Origin of the sequence: Actinoallomurus sp. NBC_01490 (assembly GCF_036227085.1) — a bacterium.
Lineage (GTDB): Bacteria > Actinomycetota > Actinomycetes > Streptosporangiales > Streptosporangiaceae > Actinoallomurus > Actinoallomurus oryzae.
Genome location: NZ_CP109433.1, coordinates 1,007,779 through 1,029,105, shown reverse-complemented (window position 1 = coordinate 1,029,105; position 21,327 = coordinate 1,007,779). Strand labels below are relative to the sequence as shown.

Genomic DNA, 21,327 nt, shown 5'->3' with positions numbered 1-21,327 from the left:
TCCTCGGCATGGCCCGGACGGGCGGTTCTTGGGGGAGGTGGCATGCGAGGGGAGGGCCATGCGGTTATATCTCCGCATGGAGGCCCGTCCGATCGCCGCACTGCCGAAGACCCACCTACACGTGCACTTCACCGGCTCGATGCGGCACGCCACGCTCGTGGATCTCGCCCGCCGGCACAACGTGCACCTGCCCGACGCCCTGGTGGAGGAGTGGCCTCCCCGCCTGCACGCGACGGACGAACGCGGCTGGTTCCGGTTCCAGCGGCTCTACGACATCGCCCGTTCGGTGCTCCGCGACGAGGAGGACGTACGCCGGCTGGTGCGCGAGACGGCCGAGGACGAGGCCGCGGAGGGCTCGGGCTGGCTGGAGATCCAGGTGGATCCGAGCGGGTACGCCGCGCGGTTCGATGGGCTCACGGCCTTCACCGAGCTGGTCCTGGACGCCGTACGGGTGGCCTCCTCGGCCACCGGCGTGGGCATCGGGGTGATCATCGCGGCGAACCGTACGCGCCATCCCCTCGACGCGCGGACGCTGGCGCGCCTCGCGGTCCAGTACGCCGGGCGCGGCGTCGTCGGGTTCGGGCTGTCCAACGACGAGCGGCGCGGCCGGGCATACGACTTCGACGCGGCGTTCCGCATCGCCAAGCGGGGCGGTCTGCTGTCGGCGCCGCACGGCGGGGAGCTGCTGGGCCCGTCGAGCGTACGGGCGTGCCTGGACGCCCTGGGGGCCGACCGGATCGGCCACGGGGTCCGCTCGGCCGACGATCCGTCGCTGCTCGCCGCGCTGGCGGAGCGCGGCGTGACCCTGGAGGTGTGCCCGTCGTCCAACGTCGGGCTGGGGGTGTTCGCCGCGCCGCCGGACGTCCCGGTGCGGAAGATCTTCGACGCGGGAGTGCCGATCGCCCTGGGCGCGGACGACCCACTGCTGTTCGGGTCGCGCCTGACGCGGCAGTACGAGCTGGCGCGCGAGGTGCACGGCTTCACGGACACGGAGCTGGCCGAACTGGCACGCTGCTCGATCCGGGGCTCCGCCGCGCCGTCCGACGCCCAGAAGCGCCTTCTCGACGACGTGGACACGTGGCTGCGCACACCCCCGGGATCGAGCTGACGGATCATCAGCATGGGCCGGCCAGGTCGCCGCGCCTGGTCACCTGGACCTCACCACCTGTCGGAAAAGTGCCTTCTTGGCAGCTCAATCGTGGTCTCTTACGGTTCTGTGGTCACCATTAGTAACCAAGTGGAGAGGCTTATGCTGCGCGAGTCAGCCGTGGATCACTTCGTGATCACAGGCGCACGCGTCTTCGATGGCGAGGACCTCCTTGGGGTCGTCGACGTCGAAGTCGCAGACGGCACGATCGTGAGCGTCGCGGGCAGGCGTCCCGACGGAGTCGAGCTGATCGATGGCACCGGTGCCACGTTGTTGCCCGGCCTGTTCGACGCTCACACGCATACCGACGCGGAGTCACTCCGCCAGGCCCTGACGTTCGGGATCACCACCGAGCTCGACATGCTCTCGATGCCGGAGCGAATGATCCCGCTGCGCCGCCAGGTCGCCGAGTCGACCGACCTCGCCGACGTGCGCTCCCCGTCCATCGGGCTCACACCTGCGGACGGACACCCGCATCAGCTCCGGAAAGGGGAAGGGGACCCACCGTGGCCGACGGCCACGCGCGTGGACGAGATCCCGGCGTTCGTTGAGGCCAGGATCGCCGAGGGCGCCGACTACCTCAAGGTGCTGGTGGAGGATGGCCACGTGTTCGGCTCGTCCCTGCCCGCCCTCGCTCCCGAACTGGTCGCGGCGACCGTTCGCGAGGGCCACGACCGCGACAAGATCGTCCTCGCGCACGCCATGACCATCGAGACGGCCGATCAGGTCCTCGACGCCGGCGTCGACGGATTCACTCATCTCTTCTTCGATCGGCCGCATACCGACGAGCTGATCGAGAAGATCGCCGCCGCCGGCACCTTCGTGGTCCCCACACTGACGGTGATCGCGTCGATCACCGGCGAGCCCGCCGGTGAGGAGCTCTCCAAGGATCCGCGGGTCACCCCGAAGCTGACGCCGGCATGGCTCGACAACCTGTCCGGCGCGATGGCGACAAGCCCACACGAGAACTTCGGTTACGCGCTCGAGGCGCTCGCAGCGCTTCGGCGAGCCGGCGTCGACATTCTCGCGGGCACGGATGCCGCGCATCTCGGCGCACCGGGAATGGCCCACGGCGCCAGCCTCCACGACGAACTGCGACTCCTGGTGATGGGAGGCTTCACGCCGATGGAGGCCCTGCGGGCGGCGACCTCCGTTCCCGCGCGTAGGTTCGGCCTTGATGACCGCGGCCGAATCAAGCCCGGGCTCCGAGCCGACCTCACGCTTGTCGCCGGTGACCCGACCGTCACCATCGGCGACACGCTCTCCGTCCAGCGCGTCTGGCGCGGAGGGACACAGGCGTCCCTGGCGCCGGCCGGTGGTCAGGTACGGGCTGTTCCCGGCACCCGGCTGAGGGCGCCGGTGCGGTCGGGGCCGTAGTGCTCGATCTCGGCGTCCAGGTCGAGCGGGAGCGTGCGCATCTCCGTGTCGTCGCCCAGGAGCTCGTGCGGCACCAGCCAGGAGACTTCGAACTCCAGGCCGTCCGGGTCCTTGGCGTACAGCGCCTTCGTCGACCCGTGGTCGCTGGCTCCGACCAGGGCGCCCGCCTCGGCGAGGCGGTCGCGGTGCTCGCGCAGGTCGGCGAGTGTCGGGACCTCCCAGGCCAGGTGGTACAGGCCGACGGCCGAGCGGCCGGCGGGTGACGGTGCGGCGGCTTCGCCGACGCCGAACAGGCCCAGGTCGTGGTCGTTGTCGGAGTCCGGCGCCCGCAGGAAGACGGCGTTCGGCAGGCTCACGATCTCTCGGAAGCCCAGCACCTCACGGTAGAACGCGGCGCTGCGCTGCGCGTCGCGTACATACAGGACGGCGTGGTTCAAACCCCGGATCGGCATGACCACTGGAACGCCGGGTTCACCGGCGCGATTCCCGTCTCCGGGCGGGTATTTGAGGGTTCAACAACCTTGCGTCAGAGCTCGACGCCCACGAAGACCGGCTCGTTGACCAGGGTCACGCCGAACACCGCGTGTACCCCGTCGCGGACCTCGCGGGCGAGGGCCAGCAGGTCCGCCGTACGGGCGCCGTCCGGGTTGGTCAGGGCCAGGGTGTGCTTGGTCGAGATGCGCACCGGGCCGCGGGCGTGCCCCTTGCCGAAGCCGGCCTTGTCGATGAGCCAGGCGGCCGAGGTCTTCACGTGCCCGTCGGCCTCCGGGTAGCGCGGGAACGTCGCGTCCGGGCCGAGCCGGTCGGCGACCCGGCGTTCCAGCGCGGCCACCTGCTCGGGACCGAGGATCGGGTTGGTGAAGAACGACCCGGCGCTGCGCGTGTCGGGGTCGGTGGCGTCCAGGACCATGCCCTTGCCGCGGCGCAGCGCCAGCACGGCCTCGCGGGCGTCCTTGAGGGGTACCCGGTCGCCGGCGGACACGTCCAGGCGGCGGGCCAGTTCGGCGTAGCGGATCGGCGTGGACAGGTCCGCCGGCTCCAGCGCGAACGTCACCTCCAGCACGACGTGACGGCGGGAGCGCTTGAAGGCGCTGGTGCGGTAGCCGAACCCGCAGGCCTCCCGGTCGAGGGTGACGACCCCGCCGCGCTCGCGGTCGTACGCGCGGACGGAGACGATCGTCTCGCTGACGTCCTGGCCGTACGCGCCGACGTTCTGGATGGGCGTCGCGCCGAGGCGGCCCGGGATGCCGGACAGGCACTCGACCCCGGCGAGCCCCTCGTCCACGCAACGGGCGACGAACGGCTCCCACTCCTCCCCTGCCTGCGCGCGGACCAGCACGCCGCCGCCCGGGGACGGGTCGATCGTCACGCCGCGGGTGGCGACGTGGACGACCGTGCCGGGGAAGCCCTCGTCGGCGACGACGAGGTTGCTGCCGCCGCCGAGGACGAGGAGTGGCTCACCGGCCTCGTCGGCGTCGCGGACGGCGCCGATCAGCTCGTCGTCGGTCGTGGCCTCGACGAAGCGGCGCGCCGGGCCGCCGAGGCGCAGCGTGGTGTAGCCGGAGAGGTTCACCCGCTCGCAGAGGACGGCCATCAGGCCAGGCGCACCGTTGCTTTGGCGCGGGTGAGGACCTTCTCACCGGCCGAACGGGCGGTCAGCGCGACCACGACGGTGTTGTCGTCGCGCTTCTCCTCGATCTTGCCGGAGATCACGATCTCGGCGCCCTCGTCGTCGGGGACGACGACCATCGAGGAGAACCGGACGCCGTAGTCGATCACCGCGCCCGGGTCGCCGGCCCAGTCGGTGACGAACCGGCCGCCCTCGGCCATGGTGTACATGCCGTGCGCGATGACGTCGGGCAGGCCGACGGACCTGGCGAACTTCTCGTTCCAGTGGATGGGGTTGAAGTCACCGGACGCGCCGGCGTACCTGACCAGGTCGAGCCGCTTGACCGGATAGGTGCGCTCCGGGATCTCCTGGCCGACCTCGACCTCGTCGTACTTCACCGTGGCGGTCATGTGCTCTAGGCCCCCCGCTCGATCAGGACGTTGTGCGACGTGCAGATGGGCTCGCCCTCGACCGTCATGACGACGGTCTGGACCTCGAGGCGCTCGTTGCGGCCGATCGAGCGGATGCCGGAGATCGTCGACTCGGTCACCACCACGTCGCCGGCCCGCAGCGGACGCTGGTACTCGAAGCGCTGCTCGCCGTGGACCACCATCGCGAAGTTCAGGCCCAGCTCGGGGTCGAGCAGCGCGTCGGTGCCGAGCGTGATCACGATCGGGAAGGTGGGCGGCGCGATCACGTCGGGGTGGCCCGCGGCCTTGGCGGCGTCGCGGTCACGGTAGATCGGGTTCGGGTCGCCGATCGCGTCGGCGAACTCCCTGATCTTCACGCGGGAGACCTCGTACGGCTCCGACTTCGGGAACGCGTGCCCGATGAAGTCGCGGTTCAGCGCCATGCAGTACATCCCTTCGAGCCGAGTGCGCACCGCCACCGGTCCCGGCCGGTGCCGATGGGGCGACCGTAACAGAACGTGGTTCAGCCCGCCCCGGCAGATCGCCGGGACGGGCCGGATGAGTTTCGGTGATGCCCGAAGGCGCTACTCAGCGGGTCTCGCGGTGCGCCTGGTGCTTGCGGCAGTTCGGGCAGTACTTCTTCAGCTCCAGGCGGTCCGGGTCGTTGCGCCGGTTCTTCCGCGTGATGTAGTTGCGGTGCTTGCACTCCTGGCAGGCCAGCGTGATCTTTGGCCGTACGTCGGTGGCAGCCACGAGGGAGTGCCTTCCTTCCAAGGGACAGTGAACTGACAACCCTCACCGGACCGCTCACGTGTGCGGGCGATCGGTGAGGTAGTAGCGGAGGCCGGACTTGAACCGGCGACACAGCGATTATGAGCCGCTTGCTCTGCCTGACTGAGCTACTCCGCCACGAACAAATCCGGGAGGACCGGGGACAGAATACAGGATTCCCCGCCCGCACCCGGAACAGCCGACATCACACTCTTGGAGTGAATATCGGCTGGTGGAGCCCCCTTACGGAATCGAACCGTAGACCTTCTCCTTACCATGGAGACGCTCTGCCGACTGAGCTAAGGGGGCGTGCGGCCTTCCGCGCTCCGTAACCATACACGGTCTGCGTCGGCGACACGAAATCGATAACCCGTGGCTCAGCGGACCAGGGCACGGGCGATGACGATCTGCTGGATCTGGCTGGTGCCCTCATAGATGCGGAAGAGGCGGACGTCGCGGTAGAGACGCTCGACGGCCACGCCGCGCATGTAGCCCATCCCGCCGAAGACCTGCACGGCGCGGTCGGCGATCCGCCCGGCCATCTCCGAGCAGAAGTACTTCGCGCACGAGGGGCCCATGCGGCGGTCCTCGCCCGAGTCGTACGCCTCGGCGGCCTGAAGGACCATCGCGCGGCCCGCGTACAGCTCGGTCTGGGAGTCGGCGAGCAGGCCCTGGATGAGCTGGTGGTCGGCGATCCGCCGCCCGCCCTGCCTGCGCTCCTTGGCGTACGCGACGGTCTCGTCGAGGAGCCTCTGGCTCAGCCCGACACAGACGGCGGCGATGTGCAGGCGGCCGTGGGAGAGCGAGGTCATCGCGGTACGGAACCCGGTGCCCTCCTCGCCGACCATGGCCGACGCCGGGACGCGTACGCCGTCGAAGAAGACCTCGGCGGTGTGGGCGCCGCGCTGCCCCATCTTCTGGTCCGGCCGCCCCACGGTGAGGCCCTCGGCGCCCGCCTCGACGATGAAGGTCGAGATGCCGTGACCTCCCTCACCCCCGGTGCGGGCGAACACCATGAACACGTCGGCTTCGGGCGCGTTCGTGATGAACCGCTTGCTGCCGTCGATGACGTAGTGGTCGCCGTCCCTGCGGGCCGTCGTGGTCAGCGTGCTGGGGTCGGAGCCGGCCTCGGCCTCGGTCAGCGCGAACGCGCCGATCGCCGTACCGGCCGCGAGCCGCGGGAGCCACCGTTCCTTCTGCTCATCGGTCCCGGCCTTGACGATCACCTGCCCGGCGATGCCGTTGCTCGTGCCGAACATCGACCGGAAGGCCGGGCCGGTGTAGCCGAGTTCGAACGCGAGCCGCACCTCCTCGCTCATCGACAGGCCCAGCCCGCCGTACGCCTCCGGGAGGGCGTAGCCGAACAGGCCCATGTCGGCGGAGGCCTGGCGGATGTCGTCCGGGATCCGGTCGGTCTCCTCGATCTCCTCCTCGCGCGGAACCACCTTCTCGCGCACGAAGGAACGGACCGCGTCGAGCACATCCGCGAAGTCCTGGGCGTCCATGAGGCCTCCGGCTGACCGAATCGGATTCCGAAATTATGTCTGGACTCTACCCAGTCGTCCCTTCCTCGCGCAGGGGCCGGAACAATGGACGGTCATGGAGCTCACCCAGGTACGACTGATCGTGTCCGACTTCAAGGCCTGCTTTCGCTTCTACCGGGACGTCCTCGGGCTGAAGCCGCAGTTCGACGACGACTCCGGGCCGTACGCGAAGTTCAGCCCGGACGAGGGCCCGGCCGCGATCGCGCTGCACGACCGGGCCTCGCTGGCGGAGGCGGTGCCCGGCCTCGCGGCGGCCGCCGGGGACCGGGCGCTCGTCGTGCTGAAGGTCGACGACGTCGACCGGTACGCCGCCTCGCTCTCCGAGCGCGGGGTCACGCTGCTCGCGGAGCCGTCGGTGATGTGGGAACGGCTCCGGGTCGCGTACCTGCGCGACCCGGAGGGCAACCTGATCGAACTCCAGCAGTGGCTCGCCGGCCGCTGACCTACTCCCGTACGCCGCTCTCCAGCGTCGGATAGTCGGTGTAACCGCGGTGATCGCCGCCGTAGAAGGTCGCCCGGTCGGCCTCGTTGTACGGCCCGCCGGCCCTGATGCGCGCGGGCAGGTCCGGGTTGGCCAGCCAGAGCTGGGCGAACGCGATCGCGTCGGCGACGCCCTCGCGGAGGGCCTCCACGCCGTGTTCGGGCCGGGCCGAGGAGGACAGCGCCTCCGGCGTCGGGTGCGGGTTGAGGATCAGCGCGCCCGGCCACTCGGCGCGCAGCGTCCGCGTGAGCGCGCGGTCGCCCAGCTCCATCACGTGCAGGTACGCCAGGCCCAGCGGGGCCAGTTCGCGCAGCAGGGCGCGGTAGAGCTCCTCGGAGTCGCTCTCGCTGACGCCGTTGGCCGTACCGCCCGGCGAGACGCGCAGGCCGACGCGCTCGGGCCCGATTGCGTCGGCGACCGCCCGCACGACCTCGACCGCGAAGCGGATCCGGTTGGGGATCGAGCCCCCGTACGCGTCGGTACGCCGGTTGCTCCCGTCGGCGAGGAACTGCTGGATCAGGTAGCCGTTGGCGCCGTGCAGCTCCACCCCGTCGAACCCGGCCTCGACGGCGTTGCGCGCCGCGGCCGCGAAGTCCTCGACCGTACGGGCGATGTCCTCGATGGTCAGCTCCCGCGGCGTCGGGTGGTCGAGCAGGCCGTCCGGGGTGAACAGCTTCTCGCCCGAGGGGATCGGCGACGGCCCGACCGGCAGCGCGTCGTCGGGATAGAGGTACGGGTGCCCGACCCGCCCGCCGTGCATGATCTGGGCGAAGATGCGGCCGCCCCGGGCGTGCACGGCCTCGGTCACCGCCCGCCACGCCTCCGTCTGGGCCGCGTCGTGCAGTCCCGGGGTCCAGATGTAGCCCTGGCCGATCACGCTCGGCTGGATCCCCTCGGTGATGATCAGTCCGGCGTCGGCGCGCTGCGCGTAGTACTCCACGGTCAGGTCGTTCACCCTGCCCGCGTCGACGACACGGCTGCGGGTCATCGGAGACATCACCAGGCGGTTCCGCAGGTCCAGCTTGCCGATCTTCACCGGCTCGAACAGCTCGTTCATGGCTTCCTCACGCTTGATGTCCCAGTCGTTCTGGCTGGTCACGAACGTACGGACGGCCGGGTACGGGCCGAATCCGTAAGGTTTCGGGATTCGGGCCCGTAATTTGGATGCCGTGCTTCACGGGCGTGACATCGAGCTGGCGCGGCTCTCTCAGCTGATCACCGAGGCTCGCGTCGACGGGCGCAGCGGCGCGGTGGTGCTGCGCGGCGAGGCGGGCATCGGCAAGTCGGCGCTGCTCGAATGGGCCGCGGAGGAGGCGACGCACGCCGCGCCGGAGGCGGGCGGCGACATGCGGGTGCTGCGGGTCACCGGCTTCGAGGCCGAGCGCGACATCGCGTTCGCCGGCCTCCTGCAGTTGCTGTGGCCGATCCGCGACCGGATCGACGGCCTGCCGCACGCGCAGGCCGCCGCCCTACGCGGCGCCCTCGGCGCGAACGACCGGCCCGCGGATGACGTCCCGGCCGGTGTGGGTGGCGTGGAGCAGAACCGCTTCGCCTGTGGGCTGGCCGTGCTGACGCTTCTGGCCGAGCTCGCCGAGGACGGGCCCGTGCTGTGCCTGGTCGACGACGCCCAGTGGCTCGACGCGGCGACCGCGGAGGCGTTGCTGTTCGCCGCCCGCCGGCTCGCCGCCGAAGGTGTGGTGATGCTGTTCGCCGCGCGTGAGGACGGCTTCGCCGGCCCGGGTCTGCCCGAGACGCCGCTGTCCCGGCTGACCGACGCCGACGCCGAGCGCCTGCTGGCCGAGCAGCGGGACGGCCTGCCCCCGGACCTGCGTACGCGGGTCGTCCGCGAGTCCGAGGGCAATCCGCTGGCGCTGCTGGAGTTCGGCTCCGCGCGGCGTACACCCGCGATCCTGACGCCGCTGCCGCTGGCCGAACGAGTCGCCGCCGCGTTCCGCGCGCGCATCGCCGGCCTCCCTGAGAAGAGCCGGCTCATGCTGCTCCTCGCGGCGGCCGAGGGGCGCGGGCACATGCCCACGCTGCTCGCCGCCGCGGCCACGTTCGGCGTCGGCCTCACCGACCTGGAGGAGGCCGAGCGCGCCCGGCTGGTCGAGGTCACGGGCGCCTCGATCCGGTTCCGGCATCCACTGATCCGGTCCGCGACGTACCACGGCGCCGTGGCCGCCCAGCGGATGACCGTGCACCGGGCGCTCGCCGACGCGTCCGAGGACCCCGACTGCCGCGTACGGCACCTCGCCACGGTGACGTTGTCGCCGGACGAGGGCGTCGCCGCCGAATTGCAGGACGCGGCCGAACGCGCGCAGCGCCGCGCCGGGTTCGGCCCCGCGGCCACGCTCTACCGCCAGGCGGCGGACCTCTCCCCGGACCGCGCCATCCGGGCGCGGCGTCTCGGCGCGGCGGCGGACGCGGTGTTCCGGGCGGGCCGTCCCGCCGCCGCCGACGAACTCGCGACGCAGGCGGAGAAGCTCACCGACGCCCCGGACGAGCGGGCCCGCCTCGCCCGGATCCGCGCGGCCGTGGAGTCCGAGCGCGGCGATCCCGCGGCGGCGGCCCGGCTGCTCGTCGAGTACGCCGCGCACGCGACGCCCGCGGACGCCGTCGCCATGTTGCGTACGGGCGCCACGTACGCGTGGACCGCGGGCGACGCCGCGACGATCGGCCGCGCGGCCGGCCTGCTGGGCGCGTCGGGTCGCGACGACGCCGCCGTACGGGGCCTGGACCGCCTCGCCGACGGCGACTACGCGGCCGGGCTGCCTCTCCTTGCCCAGGCCGTACGGGACGGCCGCGCGACGGCGCCGGCCACCACGGACGACCGGGTCCACGCGGTCCAATGGAGCCTGGTCCTCGGCGACGACACCGCCGCGCTCGACCTGGCCACCGCCGAGGTCGCGCACCGGCGCCGCGAGGGGCTCCTCGGCGGGCTGCCGAACGTGCTGGAGGCGCTCGCGCAGGCGCAGGTCGCGGCCGGGGCGCACCGCGACGCCGAGGCCACCGCGCAGGAGGCGATCACGATCGCCCGCGACATCGGCATGGAGGGGCGCGAGAGCCGGATCGGCACGGTGCGGGCGCGGATCGCGGCGATCGAGGGCGACGAGGAGCGCCTGTGGACGCTGATCGGGGATGCGGCGCCGTCCGCCGGCGGGCCCGCGGACATCGCGCTGGCCCTGCTCGACCTGGGACTGGGCCGGTACGAGGCGGCACTGCACCGGCTGGACGAGGTCGCACAGGGGCCCTGGCGGCACTCCGCGGTCGCGATGGCCGCCGCCGCGGACCAGGTCGAGGCAGCGGTACGGGCCGGACGGCCGGAACGGGCGCGCGAGGCGTTCCGGCGGCTGGACGCATGGGCGGACGCCGGTGGGCCGCCGTGGGCGCGCGCCGTCGCACTCCGCAGCCGGGCCCTCCTGCACGACACCGACGCGGACGCCGAGTCGGCGTTCGCGTCGGCCGTACGGCTGCACGAGGAGGACGGCGGGCGGCCGTTCGAGCGGGCGCGCACCGAACTGCTCCACGGCGAGTGGCTGCGCCGCGTACGGCGCCGGAGTGACGCCCGCGGCCCCCTGCGTTCGGCCGCCCAGCTCTTCGACCGCCTGAAGGCCGCACCCTGGGCCGAACGGGCACGCTCGGAGCTGCGCGCCACCGGCGAGACCGGCTCCGCCGTCCCGTCACATCAGCAGGCCACGGCGGCCGATCCGCTCGACCGGCTGACGCCGCAGGAGCTCCAGGTCGTACGGCTCGCCGCGGAGGGGAACAGCAGCCGTGAGATCGCCGCGCAGCTGTTCCTCAGCCCGCGCACGGTCGAGTACCACCTCTACAAGGCCTATCCCAAGCTGGGCGTCTCGTCCCGCCGGCAGCTGGCCCGCCTCGACCTGGAGACCACGGCCGCGCGCGTGTGATGACACGGCCGCACCGAGACCGGAGCAGGCGGCTCGCGGGGCGGGAGGTCGGGTGGCCGCTCGCTCCGCTTTGCGATGATGCGGGCATGCCTCCCCTGATCACCGCCCCCTCGGATGACTCCGACATTCCCGCCTTCTGGCGGTCGCTGGGGCTCCCCGGCCTGATCGACGTGCACACGCACTTCATGCCCGAGAACGTGCTGCGGAAGGTACGGGCGTACTTCGACCGCTTCACCGAGGCGGGGCTGTCGTGGTCGGCGCGGTACCGGTCGGATGAGGCCGACCGGCTCCGCCTGCTGCGCTCCTTCGGCGTACGGCGGTTCACGGCGCTGCTGTACCCGCACCGCCCCGGCATGGCGGAGTGGCTCAACGGCTGGGGCGCCGAGTTCGCCGACCGTACGCCCGACGCCCTGCGTACGGCGACGTTCCACGCCGAGCCGTCCGCGGCGCGTTACGTGAAGGAGGCGCTCGCCTCGGGCACACGGGTGTTCAAGGCGCACGTCCAGGTGGGCGGGTACGACCCGCGCGATCCGCTGCTGGAGCCGGTGTGGGGGCAGCTGGCGGAGGCGGGCGTGCCGGTCGTCGTGCACTGCGGGTCGGGGCCGGAGCCGGGCGGCCACACCGGACCGGCGATCTTCGGCGAGGTCCTCGCCCGGCATCCGCGGCTGGTGCCGATCATCGCGCACATGGGGATGCCGGAGTATGAGGAGTTCCTGTCGCTGGCGGAACGCTTCCCCGGGGTCCACCTGGACACGACGATGGCGTTCACCGGCTTCACGGAACGGCTACGGCCGTGGCCGTCGTCGCTGACGCCGCGCCTGACCGACCTGGGGGACCGCATCCTGCTGGGCACGGACTTCCCGAACATCCCGTACGCGTACGCGGAGCAGCTGGCCGCTCTCGTACGGCTGGACCTGGGCGACGACTGGCTGCGCGCGGTGTGCCACGACAACGCCGCCCGCCTGTTCGAGGTGCCCGCGCCGTCGGGCGAGCCGCTGACCGGCACCTGACGGACGACGCACGAGCCAAGAAGAAGGCGCCGCCGGGTGAACCGGCGGCGCCCTGGTCACGGCGTACATGCGACGTTCGCGGGTGGGTCCCCTTCCCCCAAAGAGGGCCCACCCGCGAACATTCGCTTTCCTGGGCTTTGGACGGGTACAGATCCAGGGCCCGGGAAACCGGCCCTCGCATCGCCTCCCCCATGAATCCCCCCGAATTCACAGGCGACGCGTCAGGCCTCCGTGGTGGTCTCAGGTTGTACCAACACGCTACGTGGAGGCCTGTGCCCCGGCGTCCGTCCCGGGATGACACTTGGCCGTACACCCTCGGGTGACCGGCCGCGTGCCCGTGCTTCCCGCCGATGACGCGTCGTTCTCGCTACGCCGACTTCCAGGCGTAGCCGATGGGACCGTCCGAGTGCCAGCCCTGCTTCACGAGGGAGGCGACCTCGCTGTGCCGGACGACCCGCCAGCGGCTGTTGTTGGCCACGCGCCACAGCAGCGTCTTGCCGGTCTTGCTCTTGGAGGCGTAGCCCATGATGCCTTCGTTGACGAAGTTGCCGGAGGAGACGAGCTTGTTCCGCTCGGAGGCGGAGATGGTGATCAGGTAGGAGGAGAAGGGCTTGTACCGCAGCCGGTAAAGCGTTATCGAGCCCTTGAACGGCTTGCTCGACAGATAGCCCAGACTATGGCTGACCCGGGTGAACTTGTACCGCGACGCGGCGCTGTTCGCCTCGTTCGCACTGAGCGTGTAGAAGTAGCCCTTGTCGCCGGCGGTGCGGAATTCGTTGATCTTGTACAAGGACTTCGCCGCGGTCCTGGCCTGAGCCGACGGCGCTTTGTCGGCGGGCTTCGCGGCGCTCGGCGCGGCCGGCCGGGCGGCCTTGCCGGCGGTGCTTTCCTGCGTGGACGGCGACTGGGGAGAGTTCTCGACTCCGGCCGGCTTCGCGGCGGCGCGAGTCCCGGCGGACTGGTGCGTCGACGATCCACATGCTGCCAGTGTCATTCCCGCAGCCGCGATGACGACAACGGTCGCGACGGGACGGCTGAACATTCTCACCTCGTTTTTCCCTGCCATTTCGCTGGATGGTCGGCAGTCATCGTAGGGAAACTCCGCGACCATCCGGCCACACTTCATGTTTGTCTGAAATAAATGCCGCCGACCGTCGCGTCATGCACCCGATCGGCGACGAAAGATCCGACGCGGCCGCCGTTATCCGGGTTCCCCGGTGACGTTGTTCGATTTCCGATGTCCCGCCGACCGGCGCCGCGTACTCCAGCCTGCACTACTGCGGGGATACAGGCCGCTGGAGCGCGTTTGTGCAGGTCGCGGGAGCGACTCGGACCCTGCCGCGATGGTGCGATGTTCTCGCCCACCAACCCGCCGTCCCCGAAGGGTCCGACCGATGAGCACGCCCACGATGCCGTCCCCAACCGCCCACCGTGCCGAGCCTCGCAGCCCCGTGGCCGCTTCTCGCGGTCCCGTCGGAGCGGTCCGGCGGCACCCGCTGGTCGCGTTCTTCGTCCTGGCCTACGCGGCGAGCTGGCTGGCCTGGCTGCCGTACGTCCTGTCCGGCGACGGACTCGGCGTGCTGAACTTCCGCTTCCCCAAGGCGCTCGGTGACAGCCAGATCCCCGGCGTCCTGCCGGGGGCGTACGTCGGACCGCTCGGCGCCGCCCTCGTGGTCTCGGCGATCACCGGCGGACGGGACGGACTGCGCCGCTGGCGGCAGCGGCTGTTCCGGATGCGGGTCGGCGGCTGGTACTGGTACCCGATCGTGCTGATCGGCGTCCCGGTGCTGCTCGTGGGCGGCACGATGGCGCTGCCCGGCGCCGCGGAGAGCCTCCGCGTCCCCTCCCTCGCCGTCGCCGCCGCGTACCTGCCCATGCTCGCCGTCCAGGTGCTGACCACCGGCCTGGCCGAGGAGCCCGGCTGGCGCGACTTCGCCCTCCCGCTGATCCAGCGTCGCCACGGCGCCGCCCTCGGCACCCTGATCCTCGGCGTGGTCTGGGCCGGCTGGCACCTGCCGCTGTTCTTCACGAGCTGGTCGCTCGCCGGCAAGCGGCCCGAGACCGCCCACTGGTGGATCACGGTCGGCACGTTCTTCCTCATGGCCGTCGCGATCAGCTACCTGATCACCTGGGTGTTCAACCACACCCGCGAGAGCCTGCCGGTCGCGCTGCTGCTGCACGCGAGCAACAACGCGGTCGCCAGCCTGGTCCTGCCGGAGCTGTTCGCCGACACCCACGAGTCGTGGATGCTCACCGCCGGCGTCATCGGCTACGGCACCGTCGCGGTCGTCCTCCTCATCGTCACCCGTGGCCGCCTCGGCTACCGCGGCCCACGCGACTGACGCCGCCGAGCGGAACGGCCCCCACCGGTCTCGCCGGTGGGGGCCGTCGCGTGCGCACGGTGCCTGACCCCTCACGCACCGGCGGTGCGGTCGATCGTGTCCACGAGAATCCGCCGCGCCTTGGCGAGTTCGTCCGCGCGGCAATTGATCATCGATGCCCACAGCCACGTCCACGACCCGGTCGCCGACCACGTCGCGCTGCTGGACGAGGCCGGAGTGGACCGTGCGGTGCTGTTCATGACCCGGCCCCATCCGGAGCGCGCGACCGATCTGGTGTCGCTGCGCCGGGAGATGGCGATCCTGGCCGCTCGTCCGCACGGACGGGGCGACCACGCCGACGCCTATCAGGCCGTGGGCGCGGAACTGGACGCCGCCCTGAGGGCATGTACGCGACCGGGTTCTCGGCGCGACCGCCGCCACCCTGCCCGGCCTGTCCTGACCCGCGCCGCCTCCGCTCGGCCGGCGTCCGGCTCGATGATCACGCGAGAGCCGGAGCCCCGCGGAATCTCGTCGACATACCGAGCGATCGTGGCCCCAACATGACCATAAAAAGAAATACGATGGCTGTCGACTCTATTGTTAATCGACGATCGCAGCAATTTCCTTTTACATTATAGCAAGAAGGGGCCACAATTGTCCACTTGCGAGATCGAGCGCGAACAGAATTACGTCGCGATGCTTTATCGGCGCGTCGACGAGCTGCGAGAACGGATGACGGAACGGCTGGCCGGCGTGCTGCGGGAGACCGGCGGCACCAGGCAGGCGCTGGTCGAACGGGAGTCCGCGGTCGCGCGGTACGCCGAGCGGGTGGCGAAGTTCGACGCGGCCGAGAAGGGGCTGTGCTTCGGCCGGCTCGATCGGCGCGACGAGCGGTTCTACATCGGGCGGATCGGAGTCCTCGACGAGCAGGGCGAGCCGCTGCTGATCGACTGGCGCGCCCCGGCCGCGCGCCCGTTCTACGTGGCCACGGCCGCCGCGCCGGACGGTGTACGGCGCCGGCGCCACATCACCACGCGGAACCGCCGGGTGGTGGGCCTGGACGACGAGGTCCTGGACGGCGACGCCGACGGCGAGGAGGGACTGATCGGGGAGGCCGCACTGCTGGCGGCGGTCAACGCCGGGCGTACCGGCCGGATGCGGGACATCGTGGAGACTCTGCAGGCCGAGCAGGATGAGATCATCCGCTCCGGCCCGCGCGGAGTGCTGGTCGTGCAGGGCGGGCCGGGCACCGGGAAGACGGCCGTCGCGCTGCACCGCGCCGCGTACCTTCTCTACACCCACCGGCGCCTGGCGGAGCGCGGCGTGCTCGTCGTGGGGCCGAACGCCACCTTCCTGCGGTACATCGGCCAGGTGCTGCCCGGCCTCGGTGAGACCAGCGTGCTGCTGTCGACGGTCGGCGGGCTGTTCCCCGGGGTCACGGCCGACCGCACCGAACCACCCGCGACCGCCGAGATCAAGGGCAGGGCGATCATGGCCGACGTGGTGGCGGCGGCCGTACGGGATCGGCAGGCCCCGCCCCGCGGCCCCGTCGAGATCGCGTACGGCGACGAGACGCTACGGATCGAGGAGGAGGACTACCGGCGCGCCGCGCGGGCGGCGCTGAACGGTCCGGTGCCTCACAACCAGGCCCGGCGGATCTTCGTACGGCGGATGCTCGACCTGCTCACCCGGCAGGTCGCCGAGCGCCTTGAGGCCATCACGCTCGACGACGACGGCCGTCCGCTCGACGGGGGCGACGGGCACGGCGCGCTCAGCCGGGCGGACGTACGGGCCCTGCTCGCGGCCGGGTACCCCCAGGAGCTCCTCGACGCCGATCCCGTCGCCGAGGACGACGGACGGCCGCTCCTGGACGAGGACGACCTGGCGCAGCTGCGCGGCGAACTCGCCGCCGCCCCGGGCGTACGGGCCGCGCTCGACGAGCTGTGGCCCGGCCTGACGCCGCAGCGGCTGCTGTCCGATCTGTTCGCCGACCCGGCGCGGCTCGCCTCGGCCGCGCCCGGCCTCACCGACGCGGAGCGTGCGCCGCTGCTGCGCGCGCCGGGCGGCGGCTGGACCCCCGCGGACGTTCCGCTGCTGGACGAGGCGGCCGAGTGGCTCGGCGCGGACGACCGGGAGGCACGGGCGCAGGCGGCCTCCCGGGCGCGGGCGGCGGCCGAGCGCCGCGAACAGATCGCATACGCGCAGGGCGTGCTGGACATCACGGTCGGCTCGCGGTCCAGCGATCTGGAGGAGGGCGAGGATCCGGAGATCCTCACCGCCGCCGACCTGCTGGGCGCCGAAGAACTGGCCGAGCGGCAGGAGACGGTGACCCACCGCACCATCGCCGAGCGGGCCGCCGCCGACCGTACCTGGGCGTTCGGGCATGTGATCGTGGATGAGGCGCAGGAGCTGTCCGCGATGGCCTGGCGGCTGCTCATGCGGCGCTGCCCGAGCCGCTCGATGACGATCGTGGGTGACGTGGCGCAGACCGGCGACGCGGCCGGCACCTCCTCGTGGGAACGGGTCCTGCGCCCCCACGCGGGCGACCGGTGGCGCCTCGCCCGGCTGACCGTCAACTACCGGACCCCGGCCGAGATCATGGCCGCCGCCGCGGACGTGCTCGCCGCCCTCGACCCCGCCCTGGAGCCGCCCCGGTCCGTACGGGAGACGGGCGTACCGCCCTGGCGGCTCGCCACCACCCCCGACGGCCTTCCGCGGGCCCTGGCCGAGCACGCCGCGCGGGAGGCGGCGCGCCTGGAGGAGGGCCGCCTGGCCGTGATCGTCCCGGAGAGCCGGCTGGCGGAACTGTCCGCGGCCGTCACCGCCGAGGTCCCCGGCGCTGCGTACGGCGCCGACCCCGACCTGGAGCGCCCGGTGGTCGTGCTGAGCGTCCGGCAGGCGAAGGGGCTGGAGTTCGACTCGGTCCTCATCGCCGACCCCGCGGCGATCCTGACCGACTCGCCGCGCGGCCGGAACGACCTGTACGTGGCCCTCACCCGGGCGACCCAGCGCCTCGGCGTCCTCCACCCGGGGCCGCCCCCGGCCGAACTCGCCGGAATCCCGAGCCGTTGAACAATTCGTTGACAACGGATCGTTTACTTCCTAGCGTGAGCGCATGACCGATGATCCGTTCGTGGCTCCCGATCCGGCCGACGCCCGCGCCGAGCGCAGATACCTGGCGCTGACGAGGATCACCGCGCGGCACGCGCGCGGTGACCTCAGGCAACGCTGGGAGCAGTCCCAGATGCCCATGGGCCCGCTGGACGCCTTGCGCCAGGTCGTCGACGTCGCGGGAGGTGGGCTGGCGCTTCGGGAGGGCGAGCCCGGCGCGGACGTCGACGACCTCGCCGCGGCCCTGACCCTGGTCCACTCGGCGCGAGCGGAGGTGGACGACCTGGAGATCGGGCTACTGGAGATGGCGCGGGGACGAGGCATGACCTGGCAGCAGATCGCCTTCTCCATGGGGTTGGGCTCGGCCCAGGCGGCCCGCCAGCGGCACCAGCGCCTGGCCGCCCGTACGGACGCCGAGCCGGACTGATCGGCTCACCCCTGGGCAGCGACGCCTCAGGTGAGTTCCAGGCCCCCGTCGATGGTGAGGATCTGACCGGTGAGCCAGGTCGTGGCCGGGTCGGCCAGACGCACGATCCACGCGGCGACCTCACCGGGTTCGCCGCGGCGGCCGAGCGGGATACGGCCGGCCTCGTCCTGTTTGACCTCTTCGACGGTCGTCTCGGACAGGCCGGCGGCGGCCAGGGCCTCGCTCTCGGTCGGCCCGGGAGCCAGGGCGTTGACGCGGACGCCGTCGGCGGCCAACTCCAGCGCCCAGCTGCGGGTGAGCTGCTCCAGGGCGGCCTTTGACGCGGCGTAGTGGGCGGCTCCGGGGAGGGGCCGGTGGCCGTACGTGCTGGAGACGTTGACGATCGACCCCTTGGTCCGGCGCAGGTGGGGCAGGGCGGCGCGGGCGAACATGCTCGGCGCGGTGACGTTGAGGTCGAACAGGCCGGCGACCCCGTCGGCCGTGGTCTCGGCCAGCGGCATCAGCTTGGTGGCGCCGGCGCTGTTGACCAGCACGTCCAGGCGCCCCCAGCGGCCGGTGGCGGCGTCGATCACCTCGGCGGGCGCGCCCGGGGCGCACACGTCGGCCGGGTGCACGACGATGCCGGGGTGTCCCGCGGCGGTTTCGGCCAGGGCGCCCTTGCGGCGCCCGACCCCGAGTACGAGGGCGCCGGCGCGGGCGAAGGCACGGGCGGTGGCACGGCCGATGCCCGATCCGGCGCCGGTGACGATGACGACCTTGCCGCTGAAGTCTTCATGAAACTGGACAGTCACGCACTTGCCTTTGTTCGTTACTCGTCGAATCCTGCCCCGGGGCGGAGGGTTTCCCCCCGGTCACCAGGTAAGACAGGGTAGTTCCAGGAGCTGTGACAGCCCCATCGGCCGGACGGGCCGAATCCCGAGCCGTCGTACCTGTCACAGAAGAGCTCATCGTCTGGTCATTACTGGCAGATCGGGCCGTCGATCGGCTCGGACGTCCAGAAGCCAGGCGTGCGTCCTGCGGTGCACGCCACCCCCGGCAGGTCACGGCGGAAGCGCCGACCTGCCAGGCGCGCACGCCCCACCGTCCCTCCGTGCGCGCCATCCCTGGCGGGCCGCGGTGCCCACCTCCCGGCCTCCCGCCGCGGCCCGCCAGGTGCCCGCGCCCTCGGTGCGCTGCCGTGGCCTGTCTCCGTTCCGCCTGACCGCCCTCGGTAGGCTGGAGGACAAGCGACGAGCGGTAAACGGACGGTAGTCGGGCGGCGGTGCATGCGCACAGAACAGCCAGGAAACGGCGGCGGTCTTGACGAAGCGGCCTCGACGTTCTTGGAGGTGCGCCCGCGCCTCTTCGGCATCGCCTACCGCATGCTCGGCAGCGTGGCGGAGGCCGAGGACATCCTCCAGGAGGTCTGGCTGCGCTGGCAGAAGACCGACCGTAGCGCGGTGATCGACCCGTCGGCGTTCCTGGCGCGCACGACCACCCGCCTGGCCATCAACGTGGCGCAGTCCGCCAGAGTACGCCGCGAGACCTACGTCGGCCCCTGGCTGCCCGAACCCGTCGACACGAGTGCCGACCCCGCGGTCGGAGCCGAACGCGGAGAGGCGGTCGAACTCGCCGTCCTGCTCCTGCTGGAGAAGCTGAACCCCACCGAGCGCGCGGCCTACGTCCTCCGCGAGGCCTTCGACTACCCGTACGGCGAGATCGCCGACATCCTGCAGGTCAGCGCCGTCAACACCCGCCAGATCGTCAGCCGCGCCCGCAAACGCCTGTCCGCCGAGCGACGCGAGCCCGTCGACTCGGCCGAGCACCGGCGGCTCCTTGAGGTGTTCCTCGCCGCGGCCCGGGCGGGCGACGTCGCCGCCCTCGAGGAGCTGTTCGCCGCGGACGTCGTCAGCTACACCGACGGCAACGGCATGAGAGGGGCCGCGAAGTTCCCGGTCGTCGGCCACACCCGCGTGGCGAAGTTCATCGTCGCCTTCGGGCCGCGCTTCTGGCCCGGGACGCACCTGGAATGGGTGGACGCCAACGGGAACCCCGGCGTCCTGGTCTCCCGCGACGGCACCGACGTCGCTCTGCTGAGCATCGAGGCTCTGCCCGAGGGCATCCGTACGCTCATGTGGGTGCTGAACCCGGCGAAACTGGAGGCCTTCGCGCGCTCGCGCTCCCCCCGGGAGTGACCGCCGTACGGCCGCTCGGCGGCCCGCTCCGGTCCGCTGAAACCGTCAGTGCCAGCGCCTGGTGTCCCGGTCATGTTCCTCGGACCGCGTCGGTGCCGACGTGAGGCGGAGCTACGACTCGGCGACGATGATGTAGAAGGTCACGGCCGCGAGGAACGGCCCGCGGGCGAGGTGGTCCAGCCAGCGTCGTGCCTCCTCGGCTGTGAGGTAGTCGGCGGCCACGGCCCGCTGGGTGGTGCGCTCCAGGCCGAGCACCTTGTCGGCGGCCTGGACGTCCCGGAACACCGGGGTCACCGGGATGACCGTGGGCACGGAGAACCCGGCCTCGGTCGCCAGCCGGGCGAGCTGCCGGCCGATCCTCGCGTTCCGGATCACCTTGTCGGTGACGTGGCGGGTGTAGGCGCTCGAAAGCCGGCTGTCGGGGTGATCGATGGCCAGGGTGTCCCAGTCGGGTTCGCCCATGACCAGCCGCCCGCTCGGCCGCAGCACCCGGTGTATCTGGATCAGCGCCTGGAGGGGATCGTCCACGTGTTGCAGCACCCGGTCGGTACGGGCCCGGTCGACGGTGCCGTCCGCCAGCGGCAGGTCATGGACGTCGCCGAGCCGGACGTCTACGGCGGAAAAGTCGGCGGTACGCTCCCGCGCGGCGTCGACCATCCCCTCGTCGCGGTCGACGCCGATCACCGCTCCGGCCGGGGTGACCCTCTCGGCGAGAGATTCGAGGTCGGTGCCCGGACCGCAGCCGACGTCCAGCACCGTCTGCCCGGCGCGGACGTCGAGTTCCTCGAGCATGCGCCGCTTGTAGGAGCGGCCCAGATCGGTCCTGGCGAGCCGGTCGAGGTAGGAGACGTTGTCCGGCTTGGTGGTTTCGAATGCCGATGAGGTCACAGACCTCAGTGAACCAGCCACGCGCCCGCTCAGGGCCGTGGTCGTGAGACGTTGACAGGAGCAGATGGCGTGGGCGTGTTGTTCGATTACTTCCGGGCACCCGACGGTGAGACGGCACTTCGGCTGCTCGACGAGGGTGACGGCGT

Annotated in this window: 20 protein-coding genes and 2 tRNA genes; 10 read left to right on the top strand and 12 right to left on the bottom strand. The window is 71.8% G+C overall.

The features are described 5' to 3' along the window. Nucleotides 1-76: 76 nt before the first annotated feature. A complete protein-coding gene (locus OG417_RS05295; RefSeq protein ID WP_329250562.1) occupies nt 77-1,108 on the top strand; it encodes an adenosine deaminase in 1,032 nt (343 codons plus the stop codon). Between the two features lie 90 nt (nt 1,109-1,198). Next, a complete protein-coding gene (locus OG417_RS05290; protein WP_329250560.1) occupies nt 1,199-2,524 on the top strand; it encodes an amidohydrolase family protein in 1,326 nt (441 codons plus the stop codon). Here OG417_RS05290 and OG417_RS05285 read toward each other — a convergent pair. From OG417_RS05285 to OG417_RS05250, 8 genes are all read right to left on the bottom strand, one after another. After that, on the bottom strand, nt 2,467-2,961 hold the full coding sequence (locus OG417_RS05285; RefSeq protein ID WP_329250557.1) for a VOC family protein: 495 nt from the start codon (nt 2,959-2,961) through the stop codon (nt 2,467-2,469). The genes OG417_RS05290 and OG417_RS05285 overlap by 58 nt on opposite strands. Before the next feature lie 89 nt (nt 2,962-3,050). Continuing rightward, nucleotides 3,051-4,121 (bottom strand): UDP-N-acetylmuramate dehydrogenase, encoded by a 1,071-nt coding sequence (locus OG417_RS05280; RefSeq protein WP_442875740.1) that lies wholly within the window; start codon nt 4,119-4,121, stop codon nt 3,051-3,053. Then, nucleotides 4,118-4,543, bottom strand: coding sequence for a MaoC family dehydratase (locus tag OG417_RS05275; protein ID WP_329250552.1), 426 nt, complete (start codon nt 4,541-4,543; stop codon nt 4,118-4,120). Before OG417_RS05275 ends, OG417_RS05280 begins: the two co-directional genes overlap by 4 nt. Before the next feature lie 5 nt (nt 4,544-4,548). Continuing rightward, the gene (locus OG417_RS05270; protein WP_329250549.1) at nt 4,549-4,986 is read right to left on the bottom strand and encodes a MaoC family dehydratase N-terminal domain-containing protein; all 438 of its coding nucleotides are present in this window, start codon (nt 4,984-4,986) and stop codon (nt 4,549-4,551) included. Between the two features lie 145 nt (nt 4,987-5,131). After that, on the bottom strand, nt 5,132-5,296 hold the full coding sequence (gene rpmG / locus OG417_RS05265; protein WP_252780260.1) for a 50S ribosomal protein L33: 165 nt from the start codon (nt 5,294-5,296) through the stop codon (nt 5,132-5,134). A gap of 82 nt (nt 5,297-5,378) precedes the next feature. Further along, a tRNA-Met gene (locus OG417_RS05260) sits at nt 5,379-5,452 on the bottom strand. Between the two features lie 95 nt (nt 5,453-5,547). Beyond that, nucleotides 5,548-5,623, bottom strand: a tRNA-Thr gene (locus tag OG417_RS05255). A 68-nt stretch (nt 5,624-5,691) separates the two neighbouring features. Next, complete coding sequence (locus tag OG417_RS05250) at nt 5,692-6,819, bottom strand: acyl-CoA dehydrogenase family protein (RefSeq protein WP_329250546.1); 1,128 nt, start codon at nt 6,817-6,819, stop codon at nt 5,692-5,694. Between the two features lie 94 nt (nt 6,820-6,913). Between OG417_RS05250 and OG417_RS05245 the strand changes: the two genes are divergently transcribed. Then, nucleotides 6,914-7,300 carry a VOC family protein gene (locus OG417_RS05245; protein WP_329250543.1) on the top strand — a complete coding sequence of 129 codons (387 nt, stop codon included), beginning with the start codon at nt 6,914-6,916 and terminating at the stop codon, nt 7,298-7,300. 1 nt (nt 7,301) lies between these two features. Here the strand turns inward: OG417_RS05245 and OG417_RS05240 are convergent, their stop codons facing one another. After that, nucleotides 7,302-8,396, bottom strand: coding sequence for an alkene reductase (locus OG417_RS05240; RefSeq protein WP_329262119.1), 1,095 nt, complete (start codon nt 8,394-8,396; stop codon nt 7,302-7,304). A gap of 112 nt (nt 8,397-8,508) precedes the next feature. Between OG417_RS05240 and OG417_RS05235 the strand changes: the two genes are divergently transcribed. Both OG417_RS05235 and OG417_RS05230 read left to right on the top strand, forming a co-directional pair. Continuing rightward, the gene (locus OG417_RS05235; RefSeq protein WP_329250540.1) at nt 8,509-11,250 is read left to right on the top strand and encodes an ATP-binding protein; all 2,742 of its coding nucleotides are present in this window, start codon (nt 8,509-8,511) and stop codon (nt 11,248-11,250) included. A gap of 86 nt (nt 11,251-11,336) precedes the next feature. Then, nucleotides 11,337-12,260, top strand: a complete 924-nt coding sequence (locus OG417_RS05230) for an amidohydrolase family protein (protein WP_329250537.1) — start codon at nt 11,337-11,339, stop codon at nt 12,258-12,260. Nucleotides 12,261-12,627: 367 nt separating this feature from the next. Here OG417_RS05230 and OG417_RS05225 read toward each other — a convergent pair whose 3' ends face one another. Beyond that, nucleotides 12,628-13,371, bottom strand: coding sequence for a hypothetical protein (locus OG417_RS05225; protein ID WP_329250535.1), 744 nt, complete (start codon nt 13,369-13,371; stop codon nt 12,628-12,630). Nucleotides 13,372-13,711: 340 nt separating this feature from the next. Here OG417_RS05225 and OG417_RS05220 point away from each other — a divergent pair, with 340 nt between their 5' ends. From OG417_RS05220 to OG417_RS05205, 4 genes are all read left to right on the top strand, one after another. Continuing rightward, a complete protein-coding gene (locus OG417_RS05220) occupies nt 13,712-14,602 on the top strand; it encodes a CPBP family intramembrane glutamic endopeptidase (protein ID WP_329250532.1) in 891 nt (296 codons plus the stop codon). Between the two features lie 96 nt (nt 14,603-14,698). Beyond that, on the top strand, nt 14,699-15,145 hold the full coding sequence (locus OG417_RS05215) for a hypothetical protein (RefSeq protein WP_329250529.1): 447 nt from the start codon (nt 14,699-14,701) through the stop codon (nt 15,143-15,145). 90 nt (nt 15,146-15,235) lie between these two features. Beyond that, nucleotides 15,236-17,653, top strand: a complete 2,418-nt coding sequence (locus OG417_RS05210) for a HelD family protein (RefSeq protein WP_329250526.1) — start codon at nt 15,236-15,238, stop codon at nt 17,651-17,653. Nucleotides 17,654-17,696: 43 nt separating this feature from the next. Beyond that, the gene (locus tag OG417_RS05205) at nt 17,697-18,119 is read left to right on the top strand and encodes a DNA-binding protein (RefSeq protein WP_329250523.1); all 423 of its coding nucleotides are present in this window, start codon (nt 17,697-17,699) and stop codon (nt 18,117-18,119) included. Between the two features lie 26 nt (nt 18,120-18,145). Here the strand turns inward: OG417_RS05205 and OG417_RS05200 are convergent, their stop codons facing one another. Further along, the gene (locus OG417_RS05200; RefSeq protein ID WP_329250520.1) at nt 18,146-18,910 is read right to left on the bottom strand and encodes an SDR family NAD(P)-dependent oxidoreductase; all 765 of its coding nucleotides are present in this window, start codon (nt 18,908-18,910) and stop codon (nt 18,146-18,148) included. Nucleotides 18,911-19,384: 474 nt separating this feature from the next. Between OG417_RS05200 and OG417_RS05195 the strand changes: the two genes are divergently transcribed. Continuing rightward, nucleotides 19,385-20,293 (top strand): RNA polymerase sigma-70 factor, encoded by a 909-nt coding sequence (locus OG417_RS05195; RefSeq protein ID WP_329250516.1) that lies wholly within the window; start codon nt 19,385-19,387, stop codon nt 20,291-20,293. Between the two features lie 111 nt (nt 20,294-20,404). On the opposite strand, the gene OG417_RS05190 is transcribed toward OG417_RS05195, so the two are convergent. Beyond that, nucleotides 20,405-21,181, bottom strand: coding sequence for a methyltransferase domain-containing protein (locus OG417_RS05190; protein ID WP_329250513.1), 777 nt, complete (start codon nt 21,179-21,181; stop codon nt 20,405-20,407). Between the last annotated feature and the right edge of the window lie 146 nt (nt 21,182-21,327).

Bases quoted from the DNA above. Each gene is read 5' to 3' on its own strand.
- OG417_RS05230 (WP_329250537.1), top strand. From the start codon at position 11,337: ATGCCTCCCCTGATCACCGCCCCCTCGGATGACTCCGACATTCCCGCC.
- OG417_RS05205 (WP_329250523.1), top strand. From the start codon at position 17,697: ATGACCGATGATCCGTTCGTGGCTCCCGATCCGGCCGACGCCCGCGCC.
- OG417_RS05195 (WP_329250516.1), top strand. From the start codon at position 19,385: ATGCGCACAGAACAGCCAGGAAACGGCGGCGGTCTTGACGAAGCGGCC.
- OG417_RS05250 (WP_329250546.1), bottom strand. From the start codon at position 6,819: ATGGACGCCCAGGACTTCGCGGATGTGCTCGACGCGGTCCGTTCCTTC.
- OG417_RS05240 (WP_329262119.1), bottom strand. From the start codon at position 8,396: ATGAACGAGCTGTTCGAGCCGGTGAAGATCGGCAAGCTGGACCTGCGG.
- OG417_RS05225 (WP_329250535.1), bottom strand. From the start codon at position 13,371: ATGGTCGCGGAGTTTCCCTACGATGACTGCCGACCATCCAGCGAAATG.
- OG417_RS05270 (WP_329250549.1), bottom strand. From the start codon at position 4,986: ATGGCGCTGAACCGCGACTTCATCGGGCACGCGTTCCCGAAGTCGGAG.
- OG417_RS05295 (WP_329250562.1), top strand. From the start codon at position 77: ATGGAGGCCCGTCCGATCGCCGCACTGCCGAAGACCCACCTACACGTG.
- OG417_RS05275 (WP_329250552.1), bottom strand. From the start codon at position 4,543: ATGACCGCCACGGTGAAGTACGACGAGGTCGAGGTCGGCCAGGAGATC.
- OG417_RS05245 (WP_329250543.1), top strand. From the start codon at position 6,914: ATGGAGCTCACCCAGGTACGACTGATCGTGTCCGACTTCAAGGCCTGC.